The organism is Halorubrum rubrum (genome assembly GCF_024494685.1).
Classification (GTDB): Archaea; Halobacteriota; Halobacteria; order Halobacteriales; family Haloferacaceae; genus Halorubrum; species Halorubrum rubrum.
This window is the reverse complement of sequence record NZ_JANHDM010000001.1, coordinates 354,150-367,149: the sequence shown is the minus strand read 5'-3', so window position 1 is coordinate 367,149 and position 13,000 is coordinate 354,150. Positions and strand designations below refer to the sequence as shown.

The window sequence follows — 13,000 nt, the reverse complement described above, 5'->3', positions numbered from 1 at the left end:
GAACGCCGGTCATCGGTGGCGCTCGATGACCCGCTTCGCCGCCCGTCCCTTCTCCTTCCAGCCGTACCCCGACTCGTACACGTGCCGTTTCGACTCGACGAGCTCCTCCGGCGAGGACTCCTCGAAGCCGCCGCGGTCCCACGCGCCGGAGGTGCGGAGCCACTCGACGACGTTCTCCTTGGTCTCCGGCCAGGAGAGCCCGACCATCTCGTACCACGCGACCATCGCGAAGACGGCGTTGTCGTGACAGCCGGGGACGGAGCCGCGCTCGTAGACCGTCCGCATCGGCTCGCGGGTCGGCTCCGAGACGAGCTCTTTGAACTCCGCGGCGGTGAGCAGTCTGAGGTCGTCGCCCTCGCGGACGACGCGCTGTTCGCGTTCGAGTGCGCCGAGCGCGGCCTTGTGAAGTCCACCCCACTCGCCGGCGACGGCCTCGCGGAGCGCCGATTCGGTGATACCGTCGCGCTCGGCGGTGAGGACGGCCAGGAGGTCCGCGTACGCCTTCTCGACGGTGGGCCAGCTCACGCCCTCGAACTCGCAGTCGGCGTCGTGAAGGCTGTTGGTCGTCCGGCAGCCGGGACACGGGTAGCGGAACGTCGGCACTACGCGCCCCTGCGTCGCGCCCGGAGTTAGGGTTTTCGCGACGGCGCGGCGGGGAGCGGAGGAACGCGCGGGAGGCGCGGCGCGACCGGACCGCGTCGGCCCTTCCGAAACGTTTACTCGCCGCCCGCCCGCGGTATCAGGTGGCATGACCAAAGTCAGCGTGATCGGCGCGGCGGGAACGGTGGGAGCCGCGGCCGGCTACAACCTCGCACTGCGCGACGTGGTCGACGAGCTCGTCTTCGTCGATATCCCCGACCAGCGCGAGACGACGATCGGACAGGCCGCGGACGCGAACCACGGCGTCGCCTACGACTCGAACACGACGGTCAGACAGGGCGAGTACGCGGACACCGCCGGCTCCGACGTCGTCGTGATCACCGCGGGGATCCCTCGGCAGGAGGGACAGACCCGGATCGATCTCGCCGGCGACAACGCGCCGATCATGGAGGACATCGGGTCCTCCATCGCCGAGCACAACGACGACTTCGTCACGGTCACCACCTCGAACCCGGTCGACCTCCTCAACCGCCACCTCTACGAGGCGGGCGACCGCGATCGCGGCCAGGTGGTCGGCTTCGGCGGACGCCTCGACTCCGCGCGGTTCCGGTACGTCCTCTCCGAGCGCTTCGACGCGCCCGTGAGGAACGTCGAGGCGACGATCCTCGGCGAGCACGGCGACGCGCAGGCTCCGGTGTTCTCGAAGGTGCGCGTGAACGGCCGGGACCCCGAGTTCGACGCGGACGAGCGCGAGGAGATCCTCGCGGACCTCCAGGAGTCCGCGATGGACGTGATAAGCCGGAAGGGCGCGACCCAGTGGGGCCCCGCAACCGGCGTCGCACACACGGTGGAGGCGATATTGAACGACACCGGCGAGGTGCTCCCCTGCTCGGTCGTGCTCGACGGCGAGTACGGCTACGAGGACACCGCACTCGGCGTGCCGGCGAAGCTCGGCGCGAACGGCGTCGAGGAGGTGATCGAGTGGGAACTCGACGAGTACGAGTCCGATCTCCTCGACGAGGCGGCCGAGAAGCTCTCCGAGCAGTACGCGAAGATCGCGTAGGCGACGCGCGATACCCGCGGACCCGTCCCGTTCGAACTCCTCCGTATCGCTCCCGAGCCCTCCGATCCCGGACGGTTCCCTCATAGTCGACTTCAGGTGGATCGGCTCCCGACCCCCGATCATGAGCACGTCGGATCCGGATCCCCGGACGCACCGCCTCCTCATCGCGGCGACCCCGGACGCCGAGACCGTGATCCCGTGGCTGCGGGCCCTTTCGGTCCTCGTCGGGTTCCTGACGCTCGCGATCCTCCTCGTGACGCTCGAACTCCTCGGCCGGGTCTGAGTGACCCACGCTCGATCTGCGGCGACCGGCGCTCGCCTCGATCCCGCGCAGGGCCCCGCAATCGGCGAATTTCACTTTCGCTTTCGGGCTCGGATATAAACCGCGTCGGCACGACGGTCCCCCCATGAGCCAGTCCACGTTCGACGACGACGACCTGTTCGGGGAGGCGGCCGAGGAGACCCGCGCGGAGGTCGAAGACCACCTCGCGGCGGCCCGCGAGGAGTTGCCCGACCCCGACGACGTGTGGGTGACCGACGCGGAGAACGTGCTGGGCGCGCTCAACGGGCTCAAGTCGGCGCTGGACGTGGGCGACGCGGTCGATCACGTCAGGTCGGCAAAGAAGGCGTACGTCCTCGGCGAGCGCGCCGACGCCTTCGAGGACGCCGACGACCTCGAGGCGCAGATCGCCGATCTGGAGTCGCTCGTGGGAGATATCGAGTCGGCGGCCGAGGAGGTCGCCTCGCTCACCGGGACGATCCCCGCGATCCGCGGCGCGCTCCAGGACGCCGAGGACGACGACGAGTAGGCGGGATCGGCCCGAACGTCCGTTTCCTCCCGACGGGAACGCCCTCCTCGGTTTATGCTCTGCGCGTTCGAACCCACTGGCATGACGGAACCAACCACGGAGGGCGTTCGCGTCTGGCTGGTCGAGCGGACGTACTCCGACGACGAACAGAACGTGGTGATACTCACGTACGCCACGCCCGACGGCGAGCGATACTTCCGGAAGGAGCGCGCGCTCACCTCCTTCTCGGACGTGCGGGACACCACCGCGGCGGTCGAGGCCGGACCGGGCGAGCTCGGCTCCGTCGACGACCCCGAGCTACGGGAGCGCTACGCCGCGGAGGCGCGGCGGATGCGCGACGCGCACGACTCCGACGACGTCATCTGAGCGGCCTACTCGTCGTTTTCGACCTCCCGGTCCGCGACCGCCCGCGCCAGCTCGGCGAGCGCGTCGCGTGCGCGGTCGAGCAGCTCCCGGCCGCGGTCGGCGTCGCCGGCGGTCGGGTCGCCGACGACGCCGTTGTCGGTGAACTCGTCGGAGTCGTGCGCGAGGTTCACGCCCGAGACCCACTCGCCCCACCGCTCGGCTCCCCGGTCGCGCGCGTCGTCGACGCGGTCCTCGCGGACGAGGTCGGGGTTCGTCGCGCGCAGAAGCGCCGTCTCGAGCGGCCCCGCGTGGCCCATGTCGCCCGCGTGCTCGCCGACCGCCTCGAACCAGGTGAACGCCACCCCGTAGCCGTCGTGTGCGGGGTCGCGCGAGAAGCGCCGGGCGACCTCCGCGAGCGCCTCGACGTTGCCACCGTGACCGTTCACGAACACGACGCGGTCGACGCCGTGTGCCGGGAACGAGGCGGCCGCCTCGCGCACGTACGTCCGGAAGGCGTCCGGGCTCACCCACATCGTCCCGTCGAACGAGCGGTGCTCCTCGGCGACGCCGACGGGGATCGGGGGGCCGACCAGCGCCTCGCCGCGGGGGACGCCGTCGGCGATGCCCGCCCGCGGCTCCGCGCCGTAGGCCGCAGCCGCCGCCTCCGCGACGGCGACCGCGTTCAGCGTGTCGGTCGAAAGCGGCGCGTGGGGGCCGTGCTGTTCGGTGCTGCCGACCGGGAGGAACGCGACGTCGACGTCGGCGTCCCGCACGTCGGTCCAGGTTGCGTCCGCGAGTCGCATACCTCCCCTGTGTCGACCGACACCGTATAGCCGACGGTCGGCTCCTCGGCGCGTCGCGGGTTCCGTCTCGCTCGATCCGCCCCCGGAACTTAATCCGTCGGGCGTGGATCGGCGAGTATGTCCGACGACGAGACCACCTCGGAGGCCGTCTACGGCGTCCGGTTCGGTCCGCTGAAGCCGGCGATCCGCGAGCACGCCTACCCGGTGACGAAGGAAGAACTGATAGAGCAGTACGGCGGCTTCGAGCTCGACCACGCCGACGGAACCGACCGATTGGAGGAGGTGTTGCGCCGAACCGACGTGACGACGTTCCGGGAACCCCGTCAGGTCCGCGACGCGATCCTCGCGGTCGTCGGCGTCGACGGGACGGGGAACTCCGTCGATCCGGAGACGGTCGGGAGGGAGACGGGCGACTGGAGCCGGCGTTCGCCGTGACCCGGCCGTCCGTGAGCCGCCGTCGGCCGTCGGTTTCGGACCGCTAGTCGTCGTCGCCCTCGACGTCCTCGAGGACTCGCGCGGTCCGTTCCTGTGCGCGGTCGATGAACTCCTGGGGTAACTCGTCGATCTCGCCGGCCTGGACGCCCCAGAGGTGCGCGTACAGCTCCCCGTTCTCCAGCAGTTCGTCGTGGCTGCCGCGCTCGACGATCTCGCCGTCCTCCAACACCAGGATGGTGTCGGCGTCCCGGATCGTCGAGAGCCGGTGGGCGATCGCGAACGTCGTGCGGTCGGCGGTGAGCCGGTCTATCGACCGCTGGATCAGCATCTCGGTCTCCGTGTCCACGTCCGAGGTGGCCTCGTCTAAGACGAGCACGTCCGGGTCCTTCAACACCGCGCGGGCGATGGTGACTCGCTGGCGCTGGCCGCCGGAGAGCTTCACGCCGCGTTCGCCCACCATCGTGTCGTAGCCGTCCGGGAGGTTCTCGATGAACGCGTGCGCCTCCGCCGCCTTCGCGGCCTCGCGGACCTCCTCGTCCGTCGCCTCGAAGGCCCCGTAAGTGATGTTCTCGCGGACGGTGCCGTAGAACAGGTACGAGGACTGTCCGACGTAGCCGATCGACCGGCGCAGCGACCGCAGCGTGACCTCGCTGACGTCCTGGCCGTCGACCCGGATCTCGCCCTCGTCGACGTCGTACATCCGGAGCAACAGCTTGAGCACGGTCGACTTCCCGGCTCCGGTCGGGCCGACCAGCGCGAGCGTCTCGCCGCCCTCGACGGCGAAGTCGACGTCCCGGACTATCGGCTCGTCGTCGTAGCCGAAGGTGACGCCGTCGTAGACGACCTCGCCCGCCTCGACGACCAGGTCCGGGGCGTCCGCGTCCTGTTCGAGCTTCGAGGGCTCGTCCATCAGCCCGAAGATGCGCTCGGAGGAGGCGCGGGCCCGCTGGTACATGTTGATTATCTGGCCGAACTGGGCCATCGGCCAGATGAACCGCTGGGTGTAGAGGATGAAGACGACGAACATTCCGACGGAGAGGTCGCCGGAGAAGGGGCCGGGTGCGGCCCCCTGAAACACCCAGAGGCCGCCGACCACGAAGGTGAACACGAAGCCGATCCCCGCGAGCACGCGCAGCGCCGGGAAGAACTTGATCCGGGTTCGGATCGCGCCCCAGTTGGCGTCGAAGTAGTCCATCGAGACGTCGTCGACGCGGTCCGACTCGTACGGCTCGGTGTTCGAGGACTTGATCACCTGAATGCCGCCGAGGTTGTTCTCCAGCCGAGAGTTCATCTTCCCGACGGAGGAGCGCACCGCGGCGTACTTCGGCTGGATCGTCCTGATGAAGAGGAAGGTGAACCCGGCGATGATCGGGACGGGCAGAAGCGCCACGAGGGCCAGCTGCCAGTTTATCCACACCAGGAGTCCGCCGATGCCGACGACCATCACGGAGAGCCGGAACAGCGAGTTCATCCCGTCGTTCAGGAATCGCTCGAGGCGGTTCACGTCGTTCGAGAGGATCGACATCATCTCGCCGGTCTGCTTGTCGGAGAAGAACGCCATGTTCAGCCGCTGCATCCGGTCGTAGGTGTCGGTGCGGACGTCGTGTTGGATGTGCTGGGCGAAGGCGTTGAACCCCCAGTTGCGGACCCAGTGGAACGCCGCGCCGAGCGCGAACGCGCCGGCGATGACGGCGACCGTGAACCAGAACTGCTCCGTGCGGCCGGTCGGGAGCCACGCGTCCGGGAGCACGACGAGCGGGATCTGCTCGCTGAAGAGCGCGTCCTCGTAGAAGACCGCGTCGATGGCGATCCCGAGCATGAGCGGCGGGAGGAGATCGAGCAGTCGCGCGAAGACGCTGGCGACGACGCCGACCGTCACCTGCGGGAGGTACGCGCGGCCGTACTCGGCGAACAGCCGCTTCATCGGGTTCTCAACCTCCGCGCGCTGCTCCTCGAACGGGTCGTCGTCCTCCCACTCGGCGCTACTCATCACGCACCCTATCGGACCACGAGCCAAGTGCGTTTCCTTCGGATCGATCCCGGCCGACAGAAATCGGAGAGAACGGCCGCTATCGGTCGTGGAGCCACTCGTACCACTCTCCGAGATCGACGAGTTGATCCGCGACCCCGTCGAGTCCGTACTGATCGAACACTTTCTCGACCGTTCGGGCGAGTCCCTCGGGATCGGTGTCGGGCAGGTTTTGGTCGTAGTAGAGCAGGATCCCGGCGTGGTCGTGCTCGCGGTGGAGTCGTTCGAAATCCTTTGCGTTGTTCGTCACCAGAACCGTTCCGGACTCGCCACACCACTCGACGAGTTCGGCGTCGCTCGTGTGTTCTCCGAACCGATCTTTCGCCTGTTCGATGTCGTATCCGCGCTCCCGAAGCGTCCGCTCGAAAACCCGGCCGACGTGCTCGTCGAGCAGGATCCGGATCTCCGTCACTGTACGGGCTCTTTGGGCTTCACCGACGACTCTCGAATCCGCTCGAACGCCTCCTCGTTCTCCCGTTCGAGTTCACGCATCTCGTCGATATGGGCGTAGTAGTACGAGAGACACTCGTACACGTCCGCGAGGGATACGTCGAACTGATCCGCGACGTGGGCGGGAGCGCGTCCGCCGTCGATCACCCGTGCCGCGACGTGGCGGACGCCCACGCGCGTCCCGTCGATCCGTGGCTCCCCGCCGAGGACGTCGTCGTCGCAGGCGATGCTCATGTGAACGTGTAGGCACCGCTTCCGTTATATCCTTTCGGCGACCGGCACGCGAGGGTGGCGATTGATTTCGGCGCCCGACGAGGCCGGAGTCCGTAACGGCCCCTGCCGCGCCGGCGACGACGTAGGTTTATTATGGAAGTTACAAGGCTAAAACCCCGCCCTTCAGGGCGGGGAGGATGTCAATATCGTCCGATCGAACGGGTACGGCAATGGAACACGCGAAGGACGCGTCATCGCGCGACGCCCGCGTCGGCGCGGTCGAACGCATCCACGTCACCCCGGACACGGGCGGCGACCCCGAGCCGCGGGAGTCGGTCGAGGCCGTCGCCGGCCGGGGGCTGAAGGGGGACCGCTACTTTAGGGGCGAGGGGATCTACAACGAACGCGACGACCTCGATCCCAGCGACGTCACGCTCGTCGAGGCCGAGGCGCTGGAGGCCGCCGCCGAGGCGTACGACGTCGACCTCCCCGGCGGCGCGCACCGGCGAAACGTCACGACGCGCGGGGTGGCGTTGAACCACCTCGTCGGGGAGCGGTTCCGGGTCGGCGAGACCGTCCTCGAGGGGACCGGCCTCTGTGAGCCCTGCGGGTACATGGCGTCACACGCCGACCAGCCCGACGCGAAGGCGGCGCTCGAACACCGCGGCGGGCTCGACGCCCGGATCGTCGAGTCGGGGACGATCGCCGTCGACGACGAGGTCGTGTGGTGACCTCGTCGTCGGTCCCTTCGCGGACGGCGATCGACGAGTGCGTCGCCGAGCACGTCACCGCCGCTTCGGCGACGCCTCGACGACGCCCGACTCGAGGATCGCCCCTCAGACGCCGCGCCGCTCGACGTCGGGGTCGACGCCCGCGGCGTCGAGGTCCTCGCGGATCCGCCGCCGAAGCGGGTCCGGGACGGTCTCTCGCGGGATCGGCGCGGCGGTGCCGGTAGTGCCGGTGTCGGCCGTCGTCACCCCGCTCCTCGTTTCCGCCCCGGTCCCCGATCCCTCGGGGACGGTCCAGTAGAGGACGCGCTCGGCGTCGGCGTAGAACTCGATCGCGACCCGGTCGCCGCCGCCGTCGTAGTGGACGCGGGCGGCGGCCCCCTCCGCGCGCCACCCTTCCTGGCGGACGAGCGCGGCGATCTCGTCGTGCATGCCCGACCTCGGGGCGGGAGCCTCATGTCGGCTTCGACCGGCGGCCGCCGCGGTCGCGGCGTCCCTCTCGTGGTCGCCGGCTTCCCTCGTCCCGGCGGACGCGGCTCGAAAGGAGTTTACCCCCGCCGGCCACAGGGCGCGTATGTCCCTTCGCGTCACCTTCCTCGGGACGGGCGGTGCCGTCCCCACCACCGAGCGCGCGCCGAGCGCCCTGTTCGTCAACCGCGAGGGCGACCGCCTGCTGTTCGACTGCGGCGAGGGCACCCAGCGCCAGATGATGCGGGCCGGCACCGGATTCGGGCTCGATCGCCTCTTCGTCTCGCACCTCCACGGCGACCACGTCCTCGGGATCCCCGGACTCGTTCAGACGCTCGGGTTCAACGATCGGACCGAGCCGCTCTCGATCCACTGTCCGCCCGGCACCGGCGACGACCTCCACGACCTGGTCCACGCGGCGGACCACCAGCCGGGGTTCCCGGTCCGGATCGAGGAGGTCGCCCCCGGCGACGTCGCGCTCGACGCCGACGGCTACGAGGTCCGCGCCTTCGAGACGACACACCGGACGGTCTCACAGGGGTACGTCCTCGAGGAGGCTGACCGCCCCGGCCGGTTCGACCGACCGAAGGCCGAGGAGCTCGGCGTCCCGGTCGGTCCGGCGTTCGGCCGGCTCCACGAGGGAGAGTCCGTCGAACTGGCGGACGGGACCGTCGTCGAGCCCGAGCAGGTCGTCGGACCGCCCCGCCCCGGCCGGACGTTCGTCTACACGGCCGACACCCGACCGCGCGAACGGACCGTCGAGGTCGCCGAGGACGCCGACCTCCTCGTCCACGACGCCACCTTCGCCGACGGGATGGCCGACCGCGCCCGCGACACCGCCCACTCGACGGGCCGCGAGGCGGGCGGGATCGCCGAGCGCGCGAACGCCAAGCGGCTGGCGCTCGTCCACGTCTCCTCGCGGTACGCGGCGGACGCGTCGCCGATCCTGCGGGAGGCCCGCGAGGCGTTCGACGGCGAGTGTCTCCTCCCGGACGACGGAACGCTGATCGAGGTCCCGTTTCCGGACCGGAGCGAGTGAGTTCGAGAAAAGGCGCCGCGGGACGGCCGAACCCTCCCTAGAGCAGCAGTCCCTTCAACGCATTGACGACCGCCCACTTGACCTGCTCGATGACGTGGCCGCTCTCGCCGGTGATGACGATGTCGTCGTTGGCGACGGCGTCCCGGAACGCAGCGGCCGGGTTGTCGGCCTCGGTGATGCCGACGAGCGTCGCCCGATCCGCGGTGATCCGTCGGACCGCGTCCTCGTCGGGCTCGTCGTCGAGCGCGGTGATGCGGTTCCGTTCGTCCATCGTGATCGAGTAGACGGTCTCGGAGTCGCCGTCCTCGATGTAGACGTTGCTGGTGCCCGCGAGGTTGACCGGGCCGAGGTCGACGTTTTCCGCGTTCTCGTTGTACACCGGGACCATCTCCTCCAGCGATTCGAACAGGTCTTCGTCCCCGTCGGACTGCGCGACCGCACCACCGGTCGCGGCGCTCACGAGCAGCACCGCGGCGACTACCGTAAGGAAAACACGTATCGATCTCATTCTCTCATATAAATATACGTACAAGTATATAGTTTCATACTATGGTGATCGTTCACTCGTCATGCGGTCCGGTCCCACCACGGTTGGCGTCTCCGGTACCGTCCGGGAAACCTTGATACGTCGCGGCGTCGACCCCTCGCGTATGCCCGACGACTGTATCTTCTGTTCGATCGTCGACGGCGAGATCCCGGCGCGAACGGTGTGTGAGACCGACGACGTCCTGGCGTTCCTCGACGCCAACCCGCTCGCGCGCGGCCACACGCTCGTGATCCCGAAGGCACACGCCGAGCGCGTCGGTAACCTCGACGCCGACCTCGCGAGCGCCGTGTTCGACGCCGTGAGCGAACTCACGCCCCGCGTACAGAACGCGGTCGACGCCGACGGGGCGAACGTCGGGATCAACGACGGCGAGGCGGCCGGCCAGGAGATCCCGCACGTCCACGCACACGTCGTCCCGCGGTTCGAGGGCGACGGCGGCGCGCCTATCCACGCGGTCGCGGGGAAGCGTCCCGACCTCTCCGACGGTGAGCTCGACGCGATCGCCGAGGACGTCGCGTCCGCGATCGACGGGTGAGACCGGCGGGCGATCGATATCTCCGGTCGGACCACTCCGGCCTGCCGCCCGTCACTTCCTGCGGACGGATCAGCCCCGCCCGCCGGCCAGCCGGTCGGCCGCCGGAAGCGTACGGAGCCACAACATCGCGGCGGTCCCCGCGAGCGGCCCGACGACGAGCGGAGCGAACGCCCAGCGCCAGCCGACGGCGTCCCGTACGACGGGTATCAGCTGGATCGACGCGATGGTGATGAGAAAGCCCACCGCGGTCTGAAGCGTCAGCGCCGACCCGACGTAGCTCTCGTCGGCGAGTTCCGAGACCGCCGCGGAGAACTGCGCGGAGTCGGCGACGATGACGAAGCCCCAGACGAGAACGAACGGGACGACCACGGCCGGCGGGGCTCCGAAGACGACGCCCGCGAGCAGACAGGCGCTCCCGGAGACGACCATCGACGCGCTGGTGACGACGGATCGACCCCAGCGGTCGGCCGCGGAGCCGGCCAGCCACGCGCCGACGCCGCCGACGGCGATCGTCGCGAACGCGAGCAGCGCGGCGCTCCGGTTCGCGGCGGCCACTCCCCTGGCCTCGAAGCTTGCGACGAGATAGACGGGGATCCACGTCCAGACCGCGTAGAGTTCCCACATGTGGCCGAAGTAGCCGATGTTCGCGAGAACGACGCCGCGGTCGGTGACGATCCGCCGGATCGCGCTCGGATCGAACGGGGCGGTCTCCGGCTGGTGCGGACCGTCCTCGTACGCGAGGACGAGTACGCCCCCGAACGCCGCGAGTCCGGCGGTGCCGTACAGAACCACGTCGGGACGACCGATACCGCTGGCCGCCCGGAGCAGATGCGGCGACGCCGACCCGACCGTCAGCGCGCCCACGAGGACCCCGATCGCCAACCCCCGGCCCTCGTCGAACCACGACGCCATCATCTTCATCCCCGTGGGATACACGCCCGCGAGCGTGACGCCCGTCAGGAACCGCAGGAGGATCGCGGGCGGTCCGTTCGAGACGACCGCCGCGATGATCGCCGTCCCCGCGGCCCCGGCCAGCGCGGAGCCGGCGAACAGATACCGCGGCGGGACGACGTCGGCGATCGTCAGCGACGCCGACGCGAGGGCACCGACGACGAACCCGAGCTGGACCGCGTTCGTCAGCCAGGCCGTCTCGGCGGCCGAGAGCCCCCACGCCGCGGCCAGCTCCGGCCCGACGGCGCTCCCGCTGAACCAGAGCGTCATCGCGAACAGCTCCGCGACGCCGACGAGCGCCAGCGCACGCCACTTCCCGTCCGCGATGGCCGCCATGTGTGCGTACAGACCCCAACATCTCGATATAAGCGTTGTGGCACCGGAACGCTCTCGGCGACGCCGCGATCACCGGGTCCGGCGAGACCGCCGGGACGGGCGACGACGACGCCGGCGGGCCGGCGTTCGGAGGCGATCCGCGACGCTTAACACTCGACTCCGGCGATCCAAGCCATGCACGCGACGACGCTCGCGCTGGTCGGAGCGACCGGCGGCGCGGGGACGACACGGACGGCCGTCGAACTGGCGGCGGCCGGCGCACGCGGCGGGCGGGACGTGGCGGTGATCGACGCGGCGTTCGCGACGCAGGGCCTCTCCGAGTACGTTCGCGGCCGGATCGGAACCGATCTCACGGCGCTCGTCACCGACGAGGCCGGCGCGTCGCTGTCGGCGGCGACGTACCCGATCGCCCTCGGCGGCGGATCCGGGCGCGCCGACGACGGGGACGACGCCTCGACGCTCCCCGGACGCGCGGACGCCGTCCCCGCCCGCGCCCCGTTCGAGCGGATCGCCCGCGCGAAGACCTCCGAGGCGGCGCGTAGGCTCGAACGGCGGATCGACGAGGCGGCGACCGCCTACGACGCGGTGCTCGTCGACGCGTCGCCGGTGGCGTCGAACGAGGCGGTCGCGGCGGTCACGGCCGCGGAGGGCGTCGCCGCGGTCCGTCCCGTGACGCCGCACGGCAGCGACGCCCTCCAGCGGCTCCGCGGCCGGATCGCCGACGTGGGCGCGAGCGTCGACGCGACGGTCGCGGTGTCCCGCGGGATCGACGGCGAGACCGGGGGATCCGCCGCCGACGTGACTCTCCCGGAGACGGACCCGCGCGTGGCGGTCGCGCCCGCGACAGCGACCGGCGACGGAGCGTACCCGCGGGCGGTCGCCGACGCGTACGCCCGGCTCTTCGATACGACGCTCGAGGTCGACTTCTCGGAGGAGGGACTGATCGAACGCATGCGGTCGTAGCGGGAGACGGTCCGGCTGTGGAGCACGGTTCTGCGGGAGACCGCACTGATCGGGAGCCGGCGGAGCCGGTCAGCGGAGGTCGTCGGGCGAGTCCAGCGCGTCGCCGAGGGGATCGTCCGCGCCGAGGCCGGTCCCGAGCGGCGACGACCCCGCGAGCTTGGCGTCCACCACGTCGGCGACCGCCGGGAGCGGGTCGTGGGTCTCGACGTACGTCGCGAGCGCGAAGTCCGCGTCGTCGCCGCCGGCGAGCGTCACCGCCTCGCTGCGGCCGATCCGGCCGTCGAGCCAGTCGCGGACGACCCCCCGGCGGGTCGGCGCGAGCGGGCAGACGCCCGAGACGCCACAGCGGTGGAGGGTCTTCGCGGCGGTCACGGGCGCGACGCCGGCGTCCGCGGCGGCGTCGCCGACGCTCCGACCGGCCGTGTACGCGTCCACTACCGTTGCGGTCGCCTCCGGCGTACACGGCAGGTTCTCGGCGTACTCGCGCAGGCGTTCGGTCAGCGGCGTCTCCGTGTCGTCGGCGACGGCGACCCCCCTGTCGCGCTGGTTGGCCGTCACCTCGAGACCCGCCGCGATGTCCGACAGCGTCATGTCGACCGGTCTCGCGTTCGGATAAATAAACCCACCTACTCCGTCGGGACCGACGCCGGTCACCGACCGGTAACCGGTCGGTACGGGAGCGCGGA

Annotated in this window: 18 protein-coding genes; 9 read left to right on the top strand and 9 right to left on the bottom strand. The window is 70.3% G+C overall.

From position 1 onward, the window contains the following. Positions 1-9: 9 nt before the first annotated feature. Complete coding sequence (locus NO889_RS01895) at positions 10-603, bottom strand: DUF7474 family protein (protein ID WP_256410551.1); 594 nt, start codon at positions 601-603, stop codon at positions 10-12. 145 nt (positions 604-748) lie between these two features. On the opposite strand from NO889_RS01895, the gene mdh reads away from it, so the two are divergent. From mdh to NO889_RS01875, 4 genes are all read left to right on the top strand, one after another. Next, positions 749-1,663, top strand: a complete 915-nt coding sequence (mdh, locus tag NO889_RS01890) for a malate dehydrogenase (RefSeq protein WP_256410550.1) — start codon at positions 749-751, stop codon at positions 1,661-1,663. Positions 1,664-1,784: 121 nt separating this feature from the next. Then, entirely contained in the window at positions 1,785-1,946 is a 162-nt protein-coding gene (locus tag NO889_RS01885) for a hypothetical protein (protein WP_256410549.1), read from the top strand. 124 nt (positions 1,947-2,070) lie between these two features. Beyond that, a complete protein-coding gene (locus NO889_RS01880) occupies positions 2,071-2,472 on the top strand; it encodes a DUF5790 family protein (RefSeq protein ID WP_256410548.1) in 402 nt (133 codons plus the stop codon). 81 nt (positions 2,473-2,553) lie between these two features. Beyond that, positions 2,554-2,838, top strand: coding sequence for a DUF7967 family protein (locus tag NO889_RS01875; RefSeq protein WP_256410547.1), 285 nt, complete (start codon positions 2,554-2,556; stop codon positions 2,836-2,838). A 5-nt stretch (positions 2,839-2,843) separates the two neighbouring features. On the opposite strand, the gene NO889_RS01870 is transcribed toward NO889_RS01875, so the two are convergent. Then, complete coding sequence (locus NO889_RS01870) at positions 2,844-3,620, bottom strand: creatininase family protein (RefSeq protein WP_256410546.1); 777 nt, start codon at positions 3,618-3,620, stop codon at positions 2,844-2,846. Positions 3,621-3,737: 117 nt separating this feature from the next. On the opposite strand from NO889_RS01870, the gene NO889_RS01865 reads away from it, so the two are divergent. Further along, positions 3,738-4,055: a DUF5789 family protein gene (locus tag NO889_RS01865; RefSeq protein ID WP_256410545.1), complete on the top strand. Its 318-nt coding sequence runs from the start codon at positions 3,738-3,740 to the stop codon at positions 4,053-4,055. Positions 4,056-4,098: 43 nt separating this feature from the next. Here NO889_RS01865 and NO889_RS01860 read toward each other — a convergent pair whose 3' ends face one another. The 3 genes from NO889_RS01860 to NO889_RS01850 form a co-directional block, all read right to left on the bottom strand. Continuing rightward, positions 4,099-6,045: an ABC transporter ATP-binding protein gene (locus NO889_RS01860; protein WP_256410544.1), complete on the bottom strand. Its 1,947-nt coding sequence runs from the start codon at positions 6,043-6,045 to the stop codon at positions 4,099-4,101. A 79-nt stretch (positions 6,046-6,124) separates the two neighbouring features. Next, the gene (locus NO889_RS01855; RefSeq protein WP_256410543.1) at positions 6,125-6,496 is read right to left on the bottom strand and encodes a DUF5615 family PIN-like protein; all 372 of its coding nucleotides are present in this window, start codon (positions 6,494-6,496) and stop codon (positions 6,125-6,127) included. Next, positions 6,493-6,768 carry a DUF433 domain-containing protein gene (locus NO889_RS01850; RefSeq protein ID WP_256410542.1) on the bottom strand — a complete coding sequence of 92 codons (276 nt, stop codon included), beginning with the start codon at positions 6,766-6,768 and terminating at the stop codon, positions 6,493-6,495. The genes NO889_RS01855 and NO889_RS01850 overlap by 4 nt, the downstream gene beginning before the upstream one ends. 209 nt (positions 6,769-6,977) lie before the next feature. On the opposite strand from NO889_RS01850, the gene NO889_RS01845 reads away from it, so the two are divergent. Beyond that, the gene (locus tag NO889_RS01845) at positions 6,978-7,478 is read left to right on the top strand and encodes an MOSC domain-containing protein (RefSeq protein ID WP_256410541.1); all 501 of its coding nucleotides are present in this window, start codon (positions 6,978-6,980) and stop codon (positions 7,476-7,478) included. 105 nt (positions 7,479-7,583) lie between these two features. On the opposite strand, the gene NO889_RS01840 is transcribed toward NO889_RS01845, so the two are convergent. After that, positions 7,584-7,907: a DUF7538 family protein gene (locus tag NO889_RS01840; protein WP_256410540.1), complete on the bottom strand. Its 324-nt coding sequence runs from the start codon at positions 7,905-7,907 to the stop codon at positions 7,584-7,586. 142 nt (positions 7,908-8,049) lie between these two features. On the opposite strand from NO889_RS01840, the gene rnz reads away from it, so the two are divergent. Further along, positions 8,050-8,982, top strand: coding sequence for a ribonuclease Z (rnz, locus tag NO889_RS01835; RefSeq protein ID WP_256410539.1), 933 nt, complete (start codon positions 8,050-8,052; stop codon positions 8,980-8,982). 37 nt (positions 8,983-9,019) lie between these two features. Here rnz and NO889_RS01830 read toward each other — a convergent pair whose 3' ends face one another. Beyond that, entirely contained in the window at positions 9,020-9,490 is a 471-nt protein-coding gene (locus tag NO889_RS01830; RefSeq protein WP_256410538.1) for a hypothetical protein, read from the bottom strand. 142 nt (positions 9,491-9,632) lie between these two features. Between NO889_RS01830 and NO889_RS01825 the strand changes: the two genes are divergently transcribed. Continuing rightward, positions 9,633-10,064 carry an HIT family protein gene (locus NO889_RS01825; protein ID WP_256410537.1) on the top strand — a complete coding sequence of 144 codons (432 nt, stop codon included), beginning with the start codon at positions 9,633-9,635 and terminating at the stop codon, positions 10,062-10,064. A gap of 69 nt (positions 10,065-10,133) precedes the next feature. Here the strand turns inward: NO889_RS01825 and NO889_RS01820 are convergent, their stop codons facing one another. Continuing rightward, complete coding sequence (locus NO889_RS01820) at positions 10,134-11,351, bottom strand: MFS transporter (protein ID WP_256410536.1); 1,218 nt, start codon at positions 11,349-11,351, stop codon at positions 10,134-10,136. A gap of 174 nt (positions 11,352-11,525) precedes the next feature. Between NO889_RS01820 and NO889_RS01815 the strand changes: the two genes are divergently transcribed. Next, positions 11,526-12,314 (top strand): P-loop NTPase family protein, encoded by a 789-nt coding sequence (locus NO889_RS01815; protein ID WP_256410535.1) that lies wholly within the window; start codon positions 11,526-11,528, stop codon positions 12,312-12,314. Positions 12,315-12,383: 69 nt separating this feature from the next. Here NO889_RS01815 and NO889_RS01810 read toward each other — a convergent pair whose 3' ends face one another. Further along, on the bottom strand, positions 12,384-12,905 hold the full coding sequence (locus tag NO889_RS01810) for a DUF7858 family protein (protein ID WP_256410534.1): 522 nt from the start codon (positions 12,903-12,905) through the stop codon (positions 12,384-12,386). Between the last annotated feature and the right edge of the window lie 95 nt (positions 12,906-13,000).

What these genes read in the sequence shown, in the direction of transcription:
- NO889_RS01870 (WP_256410546.1), bottom strand. Translation starts at nt 3,620, where the DNA reads ATGCGACTCGCGGACGCAACCTGGACCGACGTGCGGGACGCCGACGTC.
- mdh (WP_256410550.1), top strand. Translation starts at nt 749, where the DNA reads ATGACCAAAGTCAGCGTGATCGGCGCGGCGGGAACGGTGGGAGCCGCG.
- NO889_RS01875 (WP_256410547.1), top strand. Translation starts at nt 2,554, where the DNA reads ATGACGGAACCAACCACGGAGGGCGTTCGCGTCTGGCTGGTCGAGCGG.
- NO889_RS01880 (WP_256410548.1), top strand. Translation starts at nt 2,071, where the DNA reads ATGAGCCAGTCCACGTTCGACGACGACGACCTGTTCGGGGAGGCGGCC.
- NO889_RS01845 (WP_256410541.1), top strand. Translation starts at nt 6,978, where the DNA reads ATGGAACACGCGAAGGACGCGTCATCGCGCGACGCCCGCGTCGGCGCG.
- NO889_RS01885 (WP_256410549.1), top strand. Translation starts at nt 1,785, where the DNA reads ATGAGCACGTCGGATCCGGATCCCCGGACGCACCGCCTCCTCATCGCG.
- NO889_RS01840 (WP_256410540.1), bottom strand. Translation starts at nt 7,907, where the DNA reads ATGCACGACGAGATCGCCGCGCTCGTCCGCCAGGAAGGGTGGCGCGCG.
- NO889_RS01815 (WP_256410535.1), top strand. Translation starts at nt 11,526, where the DNA reads ATGCACGCGACGACGCTCGCGCTGGTCGGAGCGACCGGCGGCGCGGGG.
- NO889_RS01825 (WP_256410537.1), top strand. Translation starts at nt 9,633, where the DNA reads ATGCCCGACGACTGTATCTTCTGTTCGATCGTCGACGGCGAGATCCCG.
- NO889_RS01830 (WP_256410538.1), bottom strand. Translation starts at nt 9,490, where the DNA reads ATGAGATCGATACGTGTTTTCCTTACGGTAGTCGCCGCGGTGCTGCTC.
- NO889_RS01865 (WP_256410545.1), top strand. Translation starts at nt 3,738, where the DNA reads ATGTCCGACGACGAGACCACCTCGGAGGCCGTCTACGGCGTCCGGTTC.
- NO889_RS01820 (WP_256410536.1), bottom strand. Translation starts at nt 11,351, where the DNA reads ATGGCGGCCATCGCGGACGGGAAGTGGCGTGCGCTGGCGCTCGTCGGC.
- rnz (WP_256410539.1), top strand. Translation starts at nt 8,050, where the DNA reads ATGTCCCTTCGCGTCACCTTCCTCGGGACGGGCGGTGCCGTCCCCACC.
- NO889_RS01810 (WP_256410534.1), bottom strand. Translation starts at nt 12,905, where the DNA reads ATGACGCTGTCGGACATCGCGGCGGGTCTCGAGGTGACGGCCAACCAG.
- NO889_RS01850 (WP_256410542.1), bottom strand. Translation starts at nt 6,768, where the DNA reads ATGAGCATCGCCTGCGACGACGACGTCCTCGGCGGGGAGCCACGGATC.
- NO889_RS01860 (WP_256410544.1), bottom strand. Translation starts at nt 6,045, where the DNA reads ATGAGTAGCGCCGAGTGGGAGGACGACGACCCGTTCGAGGAGCAGCGC.